Source organism: Variovorax sp. MHTC-1 (genome assembly GCF_003984645.1).
Taxonomy (GTDB): Bacteria; Pseudomonadota; Gammaproteobacteria; order Burkholderiales; family Burkholderiaceae_C; genus Variovorax.
Genome location: NZ_RWKI01000010.1, coordinates 115145 through 134027, shown reverse-complemented (window position 1 = coordinate 134027; position 18883 = coordinate 115145). Strand labels below are relative to the sequence as shown.

15 protein-coding genes are annotated in these 18883 nt (G+C 65.6%); 3 read left to right on the top strand and 12 right to left on the bottom strand.

All coding sequences use genetic code 11. The annotated features are described in order from the left end of the window. Positions 1-452: 452 nt before the first annotated feature. The gene (locus EJI01_RS18315) at positions 453-2561 is read left to right on the top strand and encodes a TonB-dependent siderophore receptor (RefSeq protein WP_126838551.1); all 2109 of its coding nucleotides are present in this window, start codon (positions 453-455) and stop codon (positions 2559-2561) included. A 47-nt stretch (positions 2562-2608) separates the two neighbouring features. Continuing rightward, complete coding sequence (locus EJI01_RS18310) at positions 2609-3355, top strand: DUF4198 domain-containing protein (protein ID WP_126838550.1); 747 nt, start codon at positions 2609-2611, stop codon at positions 3353-3355. 201 nt (positions 3356-3556) lie between these two features. On the opposite strand, the gene EJI01_RS29355 is transcribed toward EJI01_RS18310, so the two are convergent. After that, complete coding sequence (locus EJI01_RS29355) at positions 3557-3742, bottom strand: ATP-binding cassette domain-containing protein (RefSeq protein WP_260602515.1); 186 nt, start codon at positions 3740-3742, stop codon at positions 3557-3559. Here EJI01_RS29355 and EJI01_RS29350 point away from each other — a divergent pair. Further along, the gene (locus EJI01_RS29350) at positions 3696-3839 is read left to right on the top strand and encodes a hypothetical protein (RefSeq protein ID WP_260602517.1); all 144 of its coding nucleotides are present in this window, start codon (positions 3696-3698) and stop codon (positions 3837-3839) included. The two genes, EJI01_RS29355 and EJI01_RS29350, sit on opposite strands and share 47 nt — an antisense overlap. Before the next feature lie 17 nt (positions 3840-3856). Here EJI01_RS29350 and EJI01_RS18300 read toward each other — a convergent pair whose 3' ends face one another. The 11 genes from EJI01_RS18300 to EJI01_RS29605 all read right to left on the bottom strand — a co-directional run bounded on the left by EJI01_RS18300 (position 3857) and on the right by EJI01_RS29605 (position 18848). Further along, positions 3857-4387, bottom strand: a complete 531-nt coding sequence (locus EJI01_RS18300; protein ID WP_126838549.1) for a hypothetical protein — start codon at positions 4385-4387, stop codon at positions 3857-3859. A gap of 17 nt (positions 4388-4404) precedes the next feature. Next, on the bottom strand, positions 4405-7635 hold the full coding sequence (locus EJI01_RS18295; RefSeq protein WP_126838548.1) for an autotransporter outer membrane beta-barrel domain-containing protein: 3231 nt from the start codon (positions 7633-7635) through the stop codon (positions 4405-4407). A 313-nt stretch (positions 7636-7948) separates the two neighbouring features. Next, positions 7949-9139, bottom strand: coding sequence for an ABC transporter substrate-binding protein (locus EJI01_RS18290; RefSeq protein ID WP_260602511.1), 1191 nt, complete (start codon positions 9137-9139; stop codon positions 7949-7951). 34 nt (positions 9140-9173) lie between these two features. Then, positions 9174-10781: a polysaccharide lyase family 1 protein gene (locus EJI01_RS18285; protein WP_126838547.1), complete on the bottom strand. Its 1608-nt coding sequence runs from the start codon at positions 10779-10781 to the stop codon at positions 9174-9176. Between the two features lie 127 nt (positions 10782-10908). Then, entirely contained in the window at positions 10909-11637 is a 729-nt protein-coding gene (locus EJI01_RS18280; protein WP_260602510.1) for a hypothetical protein, read from the bottom strand. A gap of 4 nt (positions 11638-11641) precedes the next feature. After that, a complete protein-coding gene (locus EJI01_RS18275) occupies positions 11642-15403 on the bottom strand; it encodes a pilus assembly protein (protein WP_126838546.1) in 3762 nt (1253 codons plus the stop codon). 17 nt (positions 15404-15420) lie between these two features. Continuing rightward, positions 15421-16023: a hypothetical protein gene (locus EJI01_RS18270; protein ID WP_126838545.1), complete on the bottom strand. Its 603-nt coding sequence runs from the start codon at positions 16021-16023 to the stop codon at positions 15421-15423. Next, complete coding sequence (locus EJI01_RS18265) at positions 16020-17144, bottom strand: PilW family protein (protein WP_126838592.1); 1125 nt, start codon at positions 17142-17144, stop codon at positions 16020-16022. The genes EJI01_RS18270 and EJI01_RS18265 overlap by 4 nt, the downstream gene beginning before the upstream one ends. Continuing rightward, positions 17141-17563, bottom strand: a complete 423-nt coding sequence (gene pilV, locus EJI01_RS18260; protein ID WP_126838544.1) for a type IV pilus modification protein PilV — start codon at positions 17561-17563, stop codon at positions 17141-17143. Before pilV ends, EJI01_RS18265 begins: the two co-directional genes overlap by 4 nt. Beyond that, the gene (locus EJI01_RS18255; protein WP_260602509.1) at positions 17563-18162 is read right to left on the bottom strand and encodes a GspH/FimT family pseudopilin; all 600 of its coding nucleotides are present in this window, start codon (positions 18160-18162) and stop codon (positions 17563-17565) included. The genes pilV and EJI01_RS18255 overlap by 1 nt, the downstream gene beginning before the upstream one ends. Then, positions 18150-18848 (bottom strand): type IV pilin protein, encoded by a 699-nt coding sequence (locus EJI01_RS29605; RefSeq protein ID WP_126838543.1) that lies wholly within the window; start codon positions 18846-18848, stop codon positions 18150-18152. The genes EJI01_RS18255 and EJI01_RS29605 overlap by 13 nt, the downstream gene beginning before the upstream one ends. Positions 18849-18883: the final 35 nt, after the last annotated feature.

The window sequence follows — 18883 nt, the reverse complement described above, 5'->3', positions numbered from 1 at the left end:
CGCAGGGTGATGCAGATCCACGAACTGGGCGCTCTTGTTCGGTGGATTCGTTGTCGCGAACTGCCTTGCGGCACTGCTCGAACTCATGGCGCATCCTCGTCACAGGTTGTTACCTGGGAATGATGCAGTCGAGCCGGCAATCCATACGACCTGTTCGTAAGACGTAAATACTCAGTCCTCGGAACAGAGCCGGATCTGTGTAGCGTCATCACGACAACTGAACCGCCTCCGCGAACTATCGATCTATCGACCTTCGTTGAAGCGCAGCCACGAAGCGGAGCCCGAGAAACCTGTCGCATGGGCGCGGAGACCGCGCTCGAAGCCGCGCGTGCTGTCGCGCAGGCGCGCATCCATGGAGCGCGCCGCCTCGCCAAGGCGCCATGTGCAGCATCTACAATAACGAATGAGATTTATTCTCAACAACTCCATTCAAAACGCACCAAAAATTCTCCATGGGATTTCGTACTCGGCCGTCACGCATCGCCTTCGCCTTGCTCCCCCTCGCCTCTCTTTCCTCACTCGCAACGGCACAAGGCACCGGCAGCGAACCGGCCGCAGCTGCGAGCACATCGCTGCCCGAGGTGCAGGTCGTCGCAGATCCGGACTCCGGCAGCTACAACCCCACGAGCAGCAGCGGCGCCACGCGCACTAGCACGCCGCTGCGCGAGGTGCCGCAATCGGTACGCATCGTGTCCAGCCAGCTGATCGAAGACCTGGGTGCGACGCGCCTGGCGGACACGGTGAGCTTTGTCAGCGGCATCACACGCCTCAATGATTTCGGCGGCACCTGGGACAACTTCGGCATTCGCGGTTTCAGCAGTACCGAGATGGGATTCCTGGTCAACGGTTTTCCCGGATCGCGCGGCTACAACCCGCTACGCGACACCGCCAATGTGGAGCGCTTCGAATTTCTGAAGGGGCCGGCGTCGGCGATCTACGGCAGCAGCGAGCCGGGCGGCACCATCAACATCGTCACGAAAAAGCCGCAGTTCGCGCGCCGCAACACGGCCGACTTCAGCATCGGCAGCCAGGGCCTGCGCCGCAGCACCCTGGACAGCACCGGCGCGCTGAGCCGGAACGTTGCCTACCGCCTGAATCTGGCGGCGGAAGAAGGCGACAGCCGCAGCGACCTGTTGAGCAACAGGCGCACCCTGGTCGCGCCGGCGCTGACGTGGGTGATCGACGACAAGACAGTCCTCAACTACGAGTCCGAGTTCCTGCGTTCGAAAACGCCGCTGGACCGCGGGCTGATCAACGTTGGCGGCGTGCTCGGGACCCTGCCGCGCGACCGGGTGCTCAACGAGCCCAGCGACGGCAACATGACGCTCACCAGCAATACGCATCAACTCACCCTGGACCGCGAGCTGTCGCAGAACTGGCGTGCCCGCATGGGTGCCAGCTACAAGGAAAGCACCTTTTCCGGCAACTACACCGAAGCGACTTCCCTCGCAGCCGACGACCGGACACTAAATCGCCGTGCGACCTGGCGCCAGCTGCCGTCGCGCGACACCTCTTTTCAGGCGGAACTGGAAGGGAAGTTCACGACCGGCCCCCTGGCCCACACGCTGCTGATTGGAATGGAAGCCTCCAGGCTGTGGATGAACATCGAGATCCTTCGCTCGGGAAACTATCCCATCGATATCTACCAGCCTGTGTATGGAAGACCTCGGCCGCCGCTCACGTCCTTGACCAACAGCACGGACGAGCATCAGCGCGCGAATGCCGTTTTCGTGCAAGACCAGATCAGCCTTTCGCCGCGATGGAAGCTGCTGGTGGGCGCCCGCTACGACCACTACCGGCAGAGCATCGAGAATCGCGTCGTAAACAGCAACAGCGCTCAGCAGCACGATGCCGTTTCGCCGCGCGCCGGCCTGACCTATCTGCCGAATGACTGGAGTTCCTGGTACGTCTCCGCCGGCAAATCGTTTCGCGGCAACAGCGGCACCGACCAGAACGGCCGGGCATTCGATCCGCAGCACTCAACCGCGCTTGAAGCCGGCTTGAAACTGCAAACGCCAGATCAGCGCCTGGGCGCCAATCTGGCGGTGTTCGACATCAAGAAGACGAACGTGTTGACGGCAAGCGATACGCCGGGGTTCTTCGTGGCGGCCGGCGAAGTCAAGAGCAGCGGCTTCGAGGCCGACCTCTATGGCCAGATCGACAAGAACTGGAGGGTGAGCGGGAATTTCGCCTACATCGACGCCCGGATTTCGAAAGATGCCACGCTGGCGCCCGGCACACGCATCACCAACATCCCGCGGACAAGCGCCGGCCTGTTCGCCATTCGCGAAGATGCCCTGGCCGATGGCAGCCGCTATGGGATCGGGGCAGGCATCAACTACGTGGGCAACCGTTCGGGCAACAACGCCGACACCTATGCCCTGCCGGCCTACACCACCGTCAAGCTCGTGAGCTTCTGGCAGATCAACAAGACCACCCGCGTGTCGCTGGACGTGCACAACCTGTTCAACAGGAATTTCTATACCGCCTCGTGGCTCAACCTGTATGTGATTCCGGGCGCCAAACGCAGCATCGTGGCCAGGCTGACGCTGGACCTCTGAAGCGCCCGCCTTCGCCTCACCCCCTGAATTTTGGAATTGGACACGCAATGAACAGACTGCACCGAATCGCCGCCCTGGCAGCGCTCGCCACGGCCGCCGTGCTTTCCTCGACGGCCGCACAGGCGCACGGCATCTGGTTTGCCCAGCGCTCCGGCGAACTCGCATTGATCTATGGCGAAGGCGCCGACGATCTGGACATGGTCAAGCGACAGCCCTTGATCACCGCGATCACCGCCTACGATGCGTCGGGCCATCCTGTGCCGACTGCCCTGGAGGCGAGCGGGCGCCTGCTGATCGTCGACACGAAGGAGAGGCCCGCCATCGTCGCGGCGGTGCTCGACAACGGCACTTGGAGCAAGACGCCGGAAGGCAAGTGGCTCAAAAAGGGCAAGAACGAAGTTCCAGGGGCGCTTACCAGCGGCCACAACCTCAAATATGCGGTGCATCTGCGCAGCCCGCTCAGCGGTCCTTTGCCCCGGCTGCCGGGACACACGCTGCAGATCGTCCCGATGGACTCCACGCTGCCCGAAAAGCTGGGCCAGGACTTGCGCTTGCGCGTGCTCTACCAGGGAAAGCCCGTCGCGGGCGCCCTGGTCCTGGGTGACTTCGTCAACGATCCGGACGCCAAGCCCATTGAAAGCGGCGCCGACGGCAGCGTCGTCCTCAAGGTGCGCAACCAGGGGCTGAACGTCATCACCGCCCAGCTGGCCACGCCACCGGAAGATCCCGTCAAGACCGACAAGGTGGAGCACCTGGCATCGCTCTCCTTCGTACTTGCACACGCGCCGGAATAGGCGGGCAGCGCTGGCACTCTTGCGCAGTCGCGACGCCACGCCCTTCGGTCTTCGCGCATGCGCTCCCGGACAGCCGTGCAGTGCGCCGGTTGCCGTCGGCTCGGAAGCAGCCGAGGCCCCATCGCAAACGCGTCTGAACTCAGGCCTTCGAGCTGGTCGAGGCCAGCGCCCCGAGGTAGGCGCGCACCCGCTCATCGCCCATCAGCGATTCGAAGTCGGGCATCTGCACGACCGTGCCCTTCTGCACGAAGACGAATCGCTCGCAGCTTTGGCGCAAGATGTCGATGTGGTACGGCTCGTTGGGGTGTAGCGGCCCGCGCTCGGCGAATTGCTGCCGGTCATGAGCTCGAACAGCGTGGTCTTGCCGGATCCATTGGGCCCGAGCACGCCCACCACCGCCGGGTCCTCGATCTCGAAATCCGCCCGAAGGGAGATGCTCAATCGCGCAGCGATCTGCCGCAGCGACGACATCATCGTCAGCTGATTTACTTTTGCGCCTCCTTAGCGCTGTTGAAAACATGACTGCAGTGTCTTGGCGGGCAGACTTTCCGGGTCGCAACTTGCGATCGCTTTTGCGCAACTTGCGTCTTTCGTAGTCGCGAGTATCTCCGGCAGGCGTACGGTCTTTGGCAATCCACTACCGCGCGGCAACCATGCGCTGCGACCGTATTCAGTTTCGAATGCATGAAGTCGCTTTCGGACCTCAGCCAGACGCTTGGGTTTTCCGTTCAAGAGCCCGATGATTCCGGCCATCGGCGTGATTCCCATCGTCAAGAGGGCCGCCTGCCTCAGCCCGACGCCATCGCGGGCGGCCCACACCGGCCAACGCGGCGCTTGCAGCCTTGGGCGGGCAGCGCCGCGAGCGCTCGGAGCCCGCGAACAGGAAGCAAGCCGCCGTCTGAAGACGGTCGCATGCCACGTCGCCTGTTTCCCATCGATCCGGACCGGCCGGTCGAGCGGGTTCTTCGCATGCGGTGCAGCGGGCATCCGCGAGAAGTCGTCGCTGTACCGCCGCGCCAGGAACCGGTCCATGACGCGGCGGCAGCTCGTTACCACTTCATGCGCAACCCAAGCGAGCCCTGCACGGAAGTCTTCACATCCGTCGCGCCGCCCGAAGCCCACAGCTTGCCGATCTCGCCGTAGATGCTGGTCGTCTGGTTCAGCGCCAGGGTAAGCCCGCCTGCGAGTTCGCTGACGGTGGCCCCGGTGCGGCTCGTGATGTCGGTCGAGGCGGCGGGTCCGATGAAGCGGGCCACGTCGGCACCGGCGCTCGCCTTGTAGACGTTGAAGCGGCCGTAAGGTTGCAGCGTGCCGAGGCCGGTGGCGAACTCGCCCTTCAGGCGCACGCCGGCGCGCGCGATCCAGCCGTCGTCGCTGTCCTGCCGCACGCGCGCGCCGGAGATCGCGAGGTCGTTCAAGCCGAGGTGCTGGTGGATCAGCTGCAACTGCGGCTCGATCTTCCAGCCGCTCGCGCCGAGCGCGAAGGCCTGGCCCACTTCGATGGATGCCATCAGGCTGTCGCCCTTGCCCGCGCTGCGCGCGGCCGACATCGGCTCGACTGTGTAGCGGTGCCGCCCGGCCTGCAGCACGGCATCGGCGTAGAAGCCCGAATCGGCGGTCCAGGTGCCATACGCGCCCAGGTATTGGCTGCGCAGGTCGTTGGAGCCGACGGCCAGGTCGGCGATGCCGCTCGCGAAGCCGCTGACCTTGACGCTGCCGTCGAGCTGGCCGGCGTACACGCCGGCACGCCAGTTCGGGGTGGCGAGCAGATCGGTGCCGGCCTGGAAGCCCTTGACGCTGCCGTTGCTGTACGGGCTGACGGTGCCTTGCTGGCGGATGTCGATGTCGGTGGCGATCACGCGGCCCCAGGCACGGCGCCCGGTGCCGGTCGATGCGGCGCCGCCGGCCTTGACGTCGTCGTCGCCGACGCGCTGGTGCAGGTTGCCGATCATGGCCAGGTCCATTTGGCGTACCTGGCTGGGCAGCGCGGAGAGCAACGGGACTTCAACGCGGTAGGCGGGCACCTGCACGGGGGCCGGGCTGCCTGACGATCCGCTCGTGCCTGCCACCGGCTTCGCCGGCGCGGTGGTGGTCGAGCGCAGGTACCAGTTCTCGCCGGCGCCGCTCGCGTCGGCGGCATACAGGCGGTACTCGTAGGCGCCCGCATCGACGTGTCCGCCAGCCAGCGTGAACGCATCCTTGGTGGTCTGGGCGGTGGTGGTGGCGCCGTTGAGCGCCGAGATCACTTCGATGCCGTTGCCTGCGGTCGGTGCGCCCAGGCCGCCGAGTTGCGTGATCTGCACGCTGGTCCTGCCGCTGGCCGAGGCGCTCGCGCCGTTGAGCACCAGCCGGTCGCTCACGCTGGTGCTGTCGCCCAGGAAGGTGCCGAGCCGCAGCACGCCGTTGTCGCCGACGTAGGCCCCGTTGACGGTGAGGCTGGTGCCCGGCACGGCGCCCACGAGCGAGATGGTGCCGCTGCTGGCGAGCGAGGCGACGGTCTGGCTGAAGCCTGCCAGGTCGAGCGTGGCACCGCTTTGCACGGTGTGCGCCGAAGCCGCGCTGAAGGTGCCGGTGGCGCCGGCCTTCAGGGTGCCTTCGGCCACGTCGGTCGCGCCGGTATGGCTGTTGATGCCCGAGAGCGTGAGGGTGCCGCTGCCCAGCTTGGTGATGAAGCCGCCGCCGCTGATGTTGCCGCTGAGCGTGGCGCTGAAGCTGCCGGTGTCGATCACCGGGTCGTTGTTGCCGGTCAGCACGACGGCGTTGGCGAGGTTCAGGCCGTCGGCAACGAAGCCGAGCGTGGTGCCGTCGTCCATCGCCAGCGCGCCGCTGCCCAGCGCCAGGCTGTTGCCGACGTTCAATCGGCCCTGCTTGAGCGCGGTGCCGCCGCTGTAGCTGTTGGCCGCGGTCAGCGTCGTGGTGCCGGCGCCCTCCTTCACGAGCGAGCCGGTGCCGCTGATCGTGCCAGGCAGCGTGAGCGCGTCGGAGCGATTGATGACCAGCGTCGCGTTGTCGACGATGTTGCCCGTCACCGAGCCGGTGGTGCCGCCATTGCCCAGCTGCAGCACGCCGGCGCTGATCGTGGTGGTGCCGGTGAAGGCTTGATCCTGCGTCAGTGTGAGCGTGCCCGCGCCGGTCTTCTCGATGCCGCCCGTGCCGCTCACCAGGCCGGCATAGGTGGCGTTGTCGGGCTGGGCGAAACGCACGAGGCCGTTGTCGGTGATCGCTGCCGGCGCGAACTGCGCGCTGCTCTGCAACACGCCGCCCGAACCGACGGTCATGCTGCCGGTGTAGGCGCTGTTGTCGGCCCCCAGGATCAGCGTTCCGCCAAGGACAGTGGTGCTCGTGATGCCTGCCGGCGCCAGCGCGGCATTGAAGTTCCAGGTGCCGCTGTTGTTGACCAGCGTTTCGAAACCGGTGAGCGACAGCGGTGCGAAGGTGCCGTTCGCATTGTTGTCGCTGTTGAGCGTGAGCAGGTCGGCGCCCGCGCCGCCGCTGATGTTGCCGGTGATCGAGCCCCCGGTGTACCAGCGCAACGCGTCGCTGCCGCCGGCAAAGGCGAGCGACCCGGTGAGACTGCCCTTGTTGGTGAAGTCGACGGCCATCGTGCCGCTGGCGCCGATGACGGTCACTGTGGTCAAGTTCGTACCTGCACCGGCGACGATGGAACCCGTGTTGACGACGGTGTTGGCACCGCTGCCCGCCTGGAACCAGATCGCCGTGTGCGCGGAACTGATGGTGCCGTTGTTGGTGATGGTATTTCCGCTGCCGACGGGATTGATGGCCTCGGAAGTGGTGCCCACGCCGCTGGCGATGACAGCCCCGCCCGCCTCGATGGCGATCGTGCTGTTGTTGTTGACCTCGATCGTGTTCGCGCCGATGCCGGCATAGGGCGACGCGCCGCCGTTGGCAGCGCTGTTCTGGACCGTGGCCCCGCTCTGGACGACGATGCTGGCCGTGTCGCCGAGGCTGATGGCCGATGCGTTGCCCGTGCTGACTGTCGCACCCGAGGTGACCAGTACCGCGGTGCCTGCCGGCGTGGCCAGTCCGCTGCCCACCGTGGCGGCCTGGTCGGCGCCGGTGCAGTTGACCGCATGGGTGTTCGCGTCGGTTGTGCATGCGGCCGAAGCCGGCAAGGAAGCCGCCGCGACCAGCAAGGTGGCGGCAAGCCGGGCCACGCCCTGCGTGGTGGCGGTTGATCTCGCGTGGCCGCGTCCGAGTTCGGATGCAACGGCCCAAAGGGCGAGCGCGTCATTCCAGACGACGCGGAAAATCCTATTCATGACCTGAGTCCTGTTTCCTGCGAATTGAAGTGCACTCGAACGAAGTGCGTGCGCGGCACTGGTGTGGCCGGTGCTCTGTGCCTCCCTGGCAAGGCGCGGACTCTAATGCGAATTTCGAGCAGATTTCGCCGTCCCCCGATGAATACGGGATCTTTGACATTTGTTTGGTTTTTGCAGGAGTGCGGTTGGAATGCAGCCGCTCATTTTTCGATGCAATCGCCTCGTGAGAGGACGAACTCGCCGCACGCCCAGCTTCTCCAGGGCGTTGCCGGATCCATCACGAAAATGCCGTGGGGATCGAGTCCCCTCGACATCAATGAACGAAGTGTCCGCGCGGGCCGATCATGGTCATCTCGATGAACCGTGAGCCGTTGTGGTTGTCCGGAGTGAAGGACACGGTAAAGCCGCCTGCGTCCCAGTTGTTCAGCGTTTCCAGGGCTGCGATCAGCCTGGCTCGCGTGAGATCCCGTCCTGCGCGCCGCAGCCCTTCGACCAGGGTTTTCGCAGCCAGGAAGCCTTCCATCGATCCGAAGCTCATGCGCGGCACGCCGGCCTTCTGCATCGCCCGGGCATATTCGCGCTGAATGGGAGAGGCCTTGCCCCAGGGGAAGGGCACGACTTCGGAGATCATCACGCCCGCACCGGCGCTGCCCAGTTCGTCGGCCAGCGCCTGGCCCCCAACGAAGGACACGCTGACGAACCGGCCGGTGTAGCCGGCCTTTTTCATTTCCTTGATCAAGGTGGCACTGGTCGCGTAGGAGCTGATCAGCACGACGGCGTCCGGGCGCGCCGCCTGGAGCGTCCTCGATGCGGCGCTCACGTCGGTGCTGTGCCGCTCCACCGTCGCCGCTGCAACGGTCGACAGGCCGCGCTTGGCTTTCGCCTTGTTGATTGCATCGAGCCCGGCCTTGCCGTAGGCGTCGTTCTGGTAGAAGACGGCGATGCTCTTGGTGCCGGTGATCGACAACTGGTCGAGGATGTACTCCGCTTCGTCGAAATGGCTGGCCCTGACGTTGAAGACGTAGCGGTTGAATGGCTGGCGCAACGCATCGGCGCCGGTGACCGGCGCAAAGAACGGCACCTGGGCAGCCACGGCCACCGGCAAAGCCGCCAGCGTGGTGGAGGTGCCGACGTAGCCGAACAGCGCAACGGCACGATCCTGCTCGAGCAGTTCGGTGGTGTTGCGCGCTGTGAGACTGGGGTCGTAGGCATCATCCTTGGCGCGCAGTTCGATCCTGCGGCCGTGGACGCCGCCGCTCTCGTTGACCATCTGGAAGTAGGTACGCGCGCCCAGGTTGAACTCCGTTCCGAGTTGCGCGGACGGGCCGCTGAATGGCGCGGACTGGCCGATCACGATCGTGTCGTCAGCCCTGGCGAAGCCCGGCAGACCGATGAGCTGGAGCGAGGAAGCGATGGCGCACGCTGTCAGCAGCGAACGCCTGGTCGATGCTGGAGGCCGCGAGCGGTGCGCGATGGTCTGGCAGGGGAGCATGTGAATCGTCATTGATTTGAAGGATGTCCCGCCTCGGCAGGCGGGATCAGGGGGAAACCGTGTAGGGCGAAGGCACCGGCGACACCTTGCCGACGCCGGCGCTGGCCGCCACCTTGGTGCGCAGCGCATCCACGCCGGTATCGGCGGTGTAGCTGTAGCTGGCGGCGGGGCTCCAGGTCACCGGGCCGATGAAGGGCGTCGAGCCGCCGTTGTTCCTGGCATCGATCAGCGACTTGGCCACCGCGTTGAGGTCCACCGCAGCGCCGTTGAGCCACGAGCCCGCGTCGGTGAAGTACTGGGCCCACTTGTCGAAGCTGGCGCTCAGCAGGTTGCTGGCCGCGGCGTTGGGAATGTCGAAGGCATTGCGCTCGGAATAGACCTTCGAGTTGTAGCCCAGCCCGATGCCGTAGCCGAAGTAGTACTGCTGCGTGTAGTCGGCCTGCTTCGGGCCGGCGTACACGTTGTTCAGGATGTGAACCTGGCCGTTGCGCACGCGCGGCATGCGCTGGTTCACCCACTGGATATGGTTGTGATGGAAGGTGATGCGGTAGTCGCCGTCGTTGCTGTCGGTGGCGCCGATCAGCATGGCCTTGTGGTGGTTGTAGAAGCGGCTGTAGGAGACCGTCACGTAGTCGGCCCCGCTCTTGATGTCGAGCAGGCCGTCGTAGTACTTGTAGCGCGACTTGTCGGTTTGCGCGCCTTGCAGTTCGGGGCCATCGGTGAACTCGCAGTGGTCGACCCAGACGCGGCTGCCGCCGATGATGGTCATGGCGTCGGGCTCGGCGTTCCAGGCGCAGTAGTCGGGGTCGGAGATGCCCGAGGCGCAGGCCTCGAAGGAAGGCCAGAAATCGGTGGCCGGCACGAAGCGCAGGTTGCGCACGATGACGTTGCTCTGGCCGCTGAGCATCAGCCAGCCCTGGTGGAACTCGGGCAACGTGCCGTCGTCGCCGGCCACGCCGACAACCGAGATATTGCCGCGCTCCAGCTTCGCCTGCGTCACCGCCTGCTGGCACGGCTGCCGGATCTTGCCGCTGCACAAGGGGTCGGTGCCGGCCTCGTACGCGGCTTGCGTCAGGATCGTGCCGCTGTCGTTGACGTTGGCGTCGATGCGGCCCTTGATGAAGATGACGACCGGATAGTCCTTCCAGCCTCCGGTCACGCCGTTGTGCACTTCCCAGGTGGACCAGTTGGGCGCGCCGGCACGCGGATCGTCGTTGCCGGCATCCGTCTTCTTCGAGCGGTACAGGCAATCGCGTAAAAGGCGCATGCTGGTGGCGGTGCAGGTCACGGGCGCCTTGGCAGCGACGGCCGCAAAGCCGCCGGTGGGCGCGCCTGCGCTGTGTACCGTGGCCCAGCCGATCAAGCCGTCGTCGGCTGCGACGGCGGTGGTCGTGTCGCTGGTGGTGCTCGTGCCGCTGGTGGTGCTCGTGCCGTTGGTGGCGCTCGTGCCGCTGATGGTGGTCGTGCCGCCGGCAGTGGTCGTGCCTGCGGTGGCGGTGGCCGACTCGCCGGAAGTTGCGGCGGCGGCCGGGGCCGGCGCAATGGCCGCGCCGCCGCCCGCTCCTGAACCGCCGCCGCAGGCAGCGAGCAGCGCACACAGGAGAAGCGCCCAGAGGGCGTGCGGCGCCGGTACTGGCAATGATGGATCTCTCATGTTGTTCTGAAGTTGGGGTGAGTTCAAGCGGCTTCGAACGAGGCCGGCCCTGTGCCTTCGCTCGTGCAGCCGATCGCCGTTGTCTTGCCCTCGCCCACGCTCTTCGTGAAGAGGATGTCGTGCTCTTTCATGACGCTCGCAGGCTGAGTCCGCGACGGATGCCGTCGATCAGGCTTTTCACAAAGTTGCTCCGGGCCGCGCCGGCAGGCTCCGTCGACCGCGAAACTTCGGCATGGGCCGGAACGTCCGGCGCCACATGCACTTCCAACAAGCCCGCGGATTGCAGCACTTGCAAGAATCTGGCGCATTGAACAGGCGGGAGTCCGCTGATCTCGGCCAGCTCGATCCCGTTCAATTCATGGCGCAACAGCAGGCTCGCCATTTCCACCTTGTGGGGGTCATTTCGCAGCAGCAGGGTCGAAGGCCAGCGGCGAAGCATGAAGCGGACCGAATCGGAGACCTCGAGCTTCGCGCAGGCTTGCCCGTCCATGCTCAGCTCCGAAGGCATCTCCTGCAAGGCGCACTCGATGTCTTGCAACCACTTCTTCAACCTGTCCGCGCGAATCGGCCGCGCCATCGTATCGGGCAGCTCGTCCGCGTTCATGCGCGTGAGCGTAAGCACGGCACCGGCCATGAGGGCCAGCTCGCGGCGCTCATCCTCTGTCGCGGTGCTATCGATGATCAGCGCGTCATACGGCGGCATATCGACCAGCGTCCATGGAAATGCGATGTCGTTCGCATACAACCGGACGATCGTCTGGATCACTGCAGCCTCGGCGGCCGGCAACGTGTAGACGCCAAGCCTCAGTATGGGCACGCCCTGCCTGCGCCACTCCTGCATTCCGGAGACACCCATGCCGCTAGTTCACCGCCGGCACTTCGCGCCAGTTCAGCAGGCGCAACGAGATGCCGCTTTTCAGGTCGGTGGGAATCTTGGCGATGTCGCCCTTGGTCGTGCCTGCGATGAGGCGGGGGCTCCCGTCCACGCCCACGAAGCGCAGGTCGGTCACCGCGCTGGAGATGGCCGCGTAGCCATCGGGCGCCGACAGCAGCACCGATCTGCCGGTGCCGTAGTTGATGGCGAAGACCCGGCTTTGCCCCGAGGGGCTGCAAGCATCGCCCGTGGTCAGCAGGCTGGAGAACGCCACGACGCCGCTGTAGGTCGCGGGGGTGGACACCATGCGCCAGCTGACGGCGGTGTCGACGTCCAGGTCGAGGTACCAGCCCATCGAGGTGCTCGACAAGGTGGCGCCCGTCGTCACGTCGGTCACCTGCGTGAGCCTGGCGCGCGTGATCGCACTGCCGACGGCATTGAAGGAGCCGGCAGTGCCGTCGACGATGGCGTAGAACGACTGCGGCGCCTTCGAGTTCACGTCCGAGGGGTCCAGCAGCTTGCCGGTTCCGAGCAGCACGAAGCGCTTGCGCGTGACGGGATTGATCTCGATCAGCGGCGCGGTGGTCACAGGCTGCGCGGCACCGGATGCGTCGGTCAGCGTGGCCAGCAGTGTCGGCGCGGGGTACGCGGCGGTGCTTCCCTTGGGAGCGGTGAGATCGAAGCGCCAGAGCTGCCCGTCGAGGTCCGCCGCATAGACGGCATCTGCGGTGTGGTCGGCACGATCGGCGACGTAGGCCGAGGCGTGCACCAGTCCGTTGGAGGACGTGGGCGTCTGCATCTTCTCGAGCAACGCGCCGGTCTTCGGGTTGACGATGTACAGATAGCCCTTGCCGTCGCTGTTGTTGTAGCCCGATGTCAGCATCACCACCCACCCGTACTTCTTGGTCTTCACGACCGTGGGCGCACCGTAGCTGTAGCCCATGGTGGCATCGCTGAACTCCCACCTCACCTTGCCCGCCACGGCGGCTTCGCTGGTCATGCCGGCCGGGTCGGTCACGTCGATGGCGTAGAAGCTCTTGCCGCCCTTGCCCAGCCCGCCGATCAGCAGCGTGTGCCAGTTGGCATTGCTGCCGTTGCTCGTGGTGGTGAACGCGCCGCCGGCGCTGTTCAGGTCGATGTCGAAGGCGAGCGGGGTCGCGTCCACGTAGTAGTGGTGGACGTAGTTGGGGTTGCCGATCTGTACCAGCCCATCCACCTGCGGCGTGCCGTTCGGGCCCTGGAACAGGGCGCTGGGGACATAGGCGAACTGCTCCGTCCCGGCGGTGGCGCCCGTGAGGGTGCCGTTGAAGGCGTGCAGCATGCCGTCGTTGCCGCCGGCGTAGACCATGGTGGGGCGTCCGGCCCATCGGGCCTTGAAGGCCGCGTAGCCCGGGCTGCTGTTCTCCGAATAGTTCGTGCTGGGCGGACCTACCGGCATCACCTTTGCATCGACGATGTCGCCCAGCAGGAGCGCCCGGCTGCGCAGGGCCTTGGTGCTTCCGGCCACCGCCGAGGTGGCTTCGTTCTTTCGGTCGCCCCGAAGGTAGTTGAGATAGTCGGTACTCGTGTTGCCGATGGCGTAGGCGGGCGTGAGGGCTGCCAGCTGCGCCGAGGTCAGGGCCCCGGCGCGGAATGCAACGCCCTTGCTGCCGTCCCATGTCGCAACGCGGCGCGCCGTGTCCCAGCCGCCATTGGCCAGTTGCGCCTCGAGCGTGGTGCTGGTGGACCAGGCCGGCGCGGCGGACGGCGTGCCGTCGCTTGCGAAGGTGATCGTGCTCGCCGTCACCACGCCGGTCCATCCCTTGGAGTCGTACTGCGATGCATAGGAGGCGTTCCCCGAGGAAGAGGCCTGCGCGGTGGAGAGGGAGAACGACGTCGTGAATGCCTTGATGGCGTTGGCAATGTCGGTGAATGCCGATTTCAGGCCGCTCACCATCTGCCGTGCGTTGCCGGCCAGGAAGTAGTTGTCCGGGCGCAGGCGGGACTTGCCGTTCATGTCGATGGTGTCGCCCGACATGTTCCACCAGTTCTGCTTCAGCGCCGTCTTGGTGTTGGCCGTGTCATAGCCCGCGGGCACGCTGAAGCCGCCGTACTTGGCTGCCAGGTAGTAAGGATTCCGGTCTTCGGCCCGCTGGAACTCCATGACATCCATCCAATAGGTCGAGATGTTCTGGACGCCGGGCAGATCCGGCCGGATGTCATTGATGTGCGCGCCATAGGCCAGACCCGCGATGAAAGTGCTCGAGCCGGCGCCGTTCTTCACCCAGTTTGTGAGCGCCATGCCTTCGAGCGTTTGAACACTCTTGGTCCAGTCGTCCGCCTTGTTGAACGTGTCCGCCGCGACTTCTGCAGGAATGGGCCGGCCTCTGCGGACCAAGCTCCCGCCCACGTTGTAGTCATGGTGGGTGTGGTCGTCGCCGATGCCCAGAATGAAGTTCTTCTGGCACGAATAGGCGATCGGGTCCTCGTCCTTCCAGTCGATCACTGCAGGAAATCCATCGAGCCTGGCATCCCTGTTCTCGGCGCCGGGGGCTACCGAGTCGGTCCACTCCGGCACGTTGCCAAGCTTCTCGAAGTACCGCACCGCCGCGTAGTAGAGCTCGCTGACGTTGTCGTTCGTCATGTAGCTCTTGGCGGCCTCCCCGAACTTGTTGAGGTAGTTCATTACCCCGCTCTGCGCGACGCTGCTCGCCTTGGCGGAGGCCCTGTCGGGGTTGGTGTGCATGATGCCGGTGGCGGGATCCCATTCGCTGCGGGTGTTGGTCACCACGGCGTTGGACAGCGGCTTCGGATACGTCGGGCCGATGAATCCCATCGGCGCACGCATCACCCCGCCCTGCTGCGTCTCGCCATCGGCGTTGAGGAACGAGAAGGTGCCATAGCGGATCTTGTTGGCGTTCTGCTGCAACAGGCCTTCCGGCTTGTAGCTGCTTCCGTACCTGACGCAATTGGCTTCCACGCCGCCGCCTTCCGGCTTGGCATCGCAGACCTTGACGCGCACGTAGACCCGGTAGACCGAATCCTCCTTCTTCGACCTGTTCGCACGGTCGACATCGCTCAGGTCGGCGCCGGTTCCGTTGAGGTCGCCTGTTCCCGTGAACACCATCGTGTTGCCGCGCGACCAGATGCTGCTGTTGAAGCTGTCCCACCTGCTGAACGGCGTGACAGAGGCGATGAGGCTGCTGGGCAACTTGTGGCCGGTGGGCTGGTCGGTTCCGCGCAGCGGAAAGTTGGCGATGGTGCCCTGGCTGGAACCCCACGCCTTCTCCAGGATGGTTTCACTCGTGGTGTCGACGCTGCGGTAGCCGCCGGAAAGCGCCCATCGAAACGGGTCGATGGTCTGCATCGCCGCCCAGTTCATGAAGTTCCCGCTCCATTGGCCCGAGCAGCTGTGCTTGTTGCTGCCGGTCGCCGCGCCCGCGGGCTGGAAGTAGCTGTTCGACGCGGGGCCGTCCTTGACAGCGGGCTCGACGTACTTGTAGACGTAGCACTTCCGCGGATCGAAATAGCCGAGGTACTCGGTGGCATCGGCATAGTCGTTGAGGTTCGCCACGCTGATGGCGGTGGGAAATTCCACCGACAGCGCCAGCAGCAGGTTGCCGGGCACATCGGCCGTTGCGAACACCGGCTGGTCGGCGAGCTTCGTGGCGGCCGCCAGCACAGCCGTGCACGACAGGCCCAGCCACGCGGCCGCGATCACGCCCGCCCTGGAGACCCTTGTCGACGAACGACGAAAAACGCGTGTCATGGTGATGCGATGCCTTCTCAATCTGGCTTGGTGAACGTCGACTGCAAGAACACCTGCGTATCGCGGGGACCGCTGACCCGCATGCTCAGGCGGTAGACCGTCGCGGTGGGCGGCGCCGGCGGCGGCGTGGGGCTGGCGGTGCCTCCGGCGGGAGCCGCGGACGACTGCACGCAGCCGGCGCTGGTGGCCGGTCCCGTGCCGGCGCAGAGGCGATCGATCACGTAGCGGATGCTGACCTGCGCGGCGGTATCGGTGACGTCGTTGGAAGCCTTGCCGACCGTTCCGAAGGTCTTGTCGTCCAGCAGCGCCATCGGCACGCCATGCGTGTTGGTGTCGAGCTTGGTCGCCTTGAAGTTCTCGCCCGGAAGATCGTCGGTCGCATTCACGAGCGTTCCGGTGCTGGCGAACTTCGCCAGCACGAGGGACACGGCCCGCTCACCCTGGTTCACGAGGTCGCGCCTGAAGGCCAGGTTGCCGGCTGAGGTCAGGGAGGCGTTCATGGAACGCACAACCGCCACACCGCCGGTCAGCAGGATCACGAGAACGATGAGGCACAGCAGCAGGACGACGCCGCGCTGGCGCTGGCGCGCCGCGCGCAAGGGCACAAGGGACATCTTCATGGCAGCATCAGCATGTTGCGCAGCGGGACGGTGAACTCGACGACGTGGTGGCGGTAGTGCTGATCGTCTGCGGCGCTCAAGGCCACGGTTTGCGCGAGGGACTTGCTGGACGCGTCCTGGAAATCGCCGAACAGGGTGAGCTTGTCGGGCGAGACGACCTCCTTTTCCTTGCTCGCGCTGCGCATGACCAGCGCGACGCGCACGGCGACGATCTGCCGCATCGTGGCCGGCTTCTGCATGACGGTGGCGATGTCGAAGCCCGCACTGCCCGGGTCCGCCCAGCCGTCGAGAATGCCGTCGCCATTGATGTCCAAGCCGTAGATGGCATGCAGTTCGGCCACTTCGTCGGCAAGGGCCTGCGTGACGTCTCCGGAGCCCTGCAGCAGGTCGTAGCCGACCAGCGTGTGGTTGTCGCCCACGCCGAAGAGCTGGAACTGGACATTGCCGTTCGCGGGATTGCCGAGCGGCGTGACGTAGGTCGATGTGCTCGCCGCCAGCGCCTCCAGCGGGGTGGACTTGCCGGCCGTGTAGTACTTGCCGCCCAGGGTCAGCACCTTGGCCGTGGTGCCGGTGACCTGTTCGAGCAGGCAGTCCGTCGTGCCCTGCTGGCTGACCAGCACGAGGTCGCCCGCGGACACGCCGACGGTGTTGTCCATCGAGAGTGTGGTGGCGCTGCCGGGATCCGTCAGGCCGCGCGGCACACCGCCCGCCGCGGCATCGCCGCCCATGACGACCAGAACGTCGGAGCCGGTGTCGGACTGGTTCTTGCCGATAAGCACCGGCGCGACGCGCAGGTTCGACGTGGCGCCGGGCAGAAAAGCCTTCTTGAAGGGCGGGGGAAATCCGTCGCCGGGCAGCAAGGCGCCCGCGTTGAGCCTGCAGCCGAACACGCCCCGGTCGATCGGCTGGGCGGACTGGACCAGGCTCGAACCGGCGCTGCGCAACGCGCGGTCGAGCACGTAGGCCGCGTATGCGCCGGCCTGCTCCATGTCGTTGGTCGAGGTGGTGATGCGCTTGTGCGTCTCGCCCATGACCACGATGCTGGTCACGGCCAGCGTCACGATCAGTCCGATGAGCATGGCGACGAGCAACTCGACCAGCGTGAGACCGCGCTGCTTCATGGGAGCGTCACCCGAGTGGTGAGCGTGCTGCTCTGTTCCGTCTTGGCGTTCGCACGGCCGGGCGCTTTCCAGGTGATCACGATGTCGGCGCTGTTGGAGACGCCGGCGACTGCCTTGACGGTCACGGCGCCGGTCGGCAGGCCTGCGTTCCTGGTCTCGCTCACGCGCTTCTGCCAGACCGAGCCCACGCCGGTGTCCACCACGACCGACTTGGCGAGCCACATCGCGCTGGCGATGTCGTTGGCCAACAGCGCGGCGCGGTTGCGGTCCTGCGCGTCCGTCGACAGGCTGATGGCGCGCGCCTGCAGGCCTATCAGGCCGAGGATGCCCAGCGAGAACAGAAGGATGGAGACGAGCACTTCGAGCAAGGCGATGCCCGACTGCCTCGCACCGGAGGCGTCGCGTAGACTTTTCTTCATCAGCAACCGTCAGGAGAATCTGCGAGCTTGCGGGCCGGGTCGCACATGCGGACCTGCCCACCCAGGCCGACCAGCACGCGCAGCGGTCGGTCGGCACCGCTCACGGTGATGTCGTAGGTAAAGACCGGCTTGCCGGGGTCGGTGCTGCAGAGAGCGCCGCTCACGCCCGTATCGGTGTTCGCCACAAGGCGTCCCATGGCATTGAAGCAGACGGCCGCGGGCCCGGTGATCCGCACGCCGGAAGCAACGTCCGCCAGGACGCCGGCCTGCACGAACACGCTGCTCGCATCCAGGCTCGACTTCGAAACGTTGATCGACCAGTTGCTCCCGCCTTCCACGGCGGTGAGGCTCTTCTGGGGTGCCGCGCTGTTGGTGAGCGAGAAGACCATCGGCCTGCTGCGGCGCAATGCTTCGGCCTGCGCGAAGCGCAAGCCATTCTGCAGCGAGTCGCTGACGGTACGGACCTTGTTGTTGGCGACCCATGTGGAGAACGACGGCATGGCCAGCATCGTGAGGATGCACATCAGCGCGATCGTCACCATCATCTCGATCAGCGTGAATCCCGATACCCGGACCATCCGCACGCTCACGTCGGGCACAACATGCCTCGCTTGGTCACCCATGCCTTGTCGCAGCCGCTCCAGCCAGACACGCCGGTGATCGTGGTGCCTTGAACGCCGAGTTGATCCACCGTGAATGTGAATCCAGCGGTGGGGCCGCTGCCGACGGCTTGCAGCGTGTACGTCGTCGACTTGTCGGTGGAGATCGGGGCGCAAGACAACTGAAAGGTGCCGACGATGTTGGTTCTGCCGGCCGTGGAAACACAGGGCGGAACGAAGCCGTTCACCTTGTCATAGGTCCTGTTGTCCTGGTAGTAGCGCTCCATGTCCGCGCGCATGGCCGCCAGCCCATTGGTGCCGTCGACGAGCTGGCCGCGCAGGACATAGTCGCGGTAGCTGGGCAGCGCAAGCGCCGCGAGGATGGCCACGATGGCCACCGTGATCATGACTTCGATCAATGTGAAGCCGGCGGTGCGATGCCCTTTCGCATGTCGCCGATCGAATGACGGGCCGGTCCGAACCGCAACGCCGGTCGCGCAAACGCCATCGTCAAGCTGCTGCCACGAAGCGCCAAGGCATTCCTCGCGGAAGCGCTTGCGGCCGTGGCCGCGCGCGTCCTGCTGCCTCACCGCATTCAAAGGCTGCGTTTGCATTGCGTTGTCTGTCCCCGGTACGAAGAAAACTTGCCGACCAAAAGGCGTGAATGCCCTTGGAGGCTCGCCCACTTAGCACACCGCAGGGCCACTCGCTTCCATGGAAA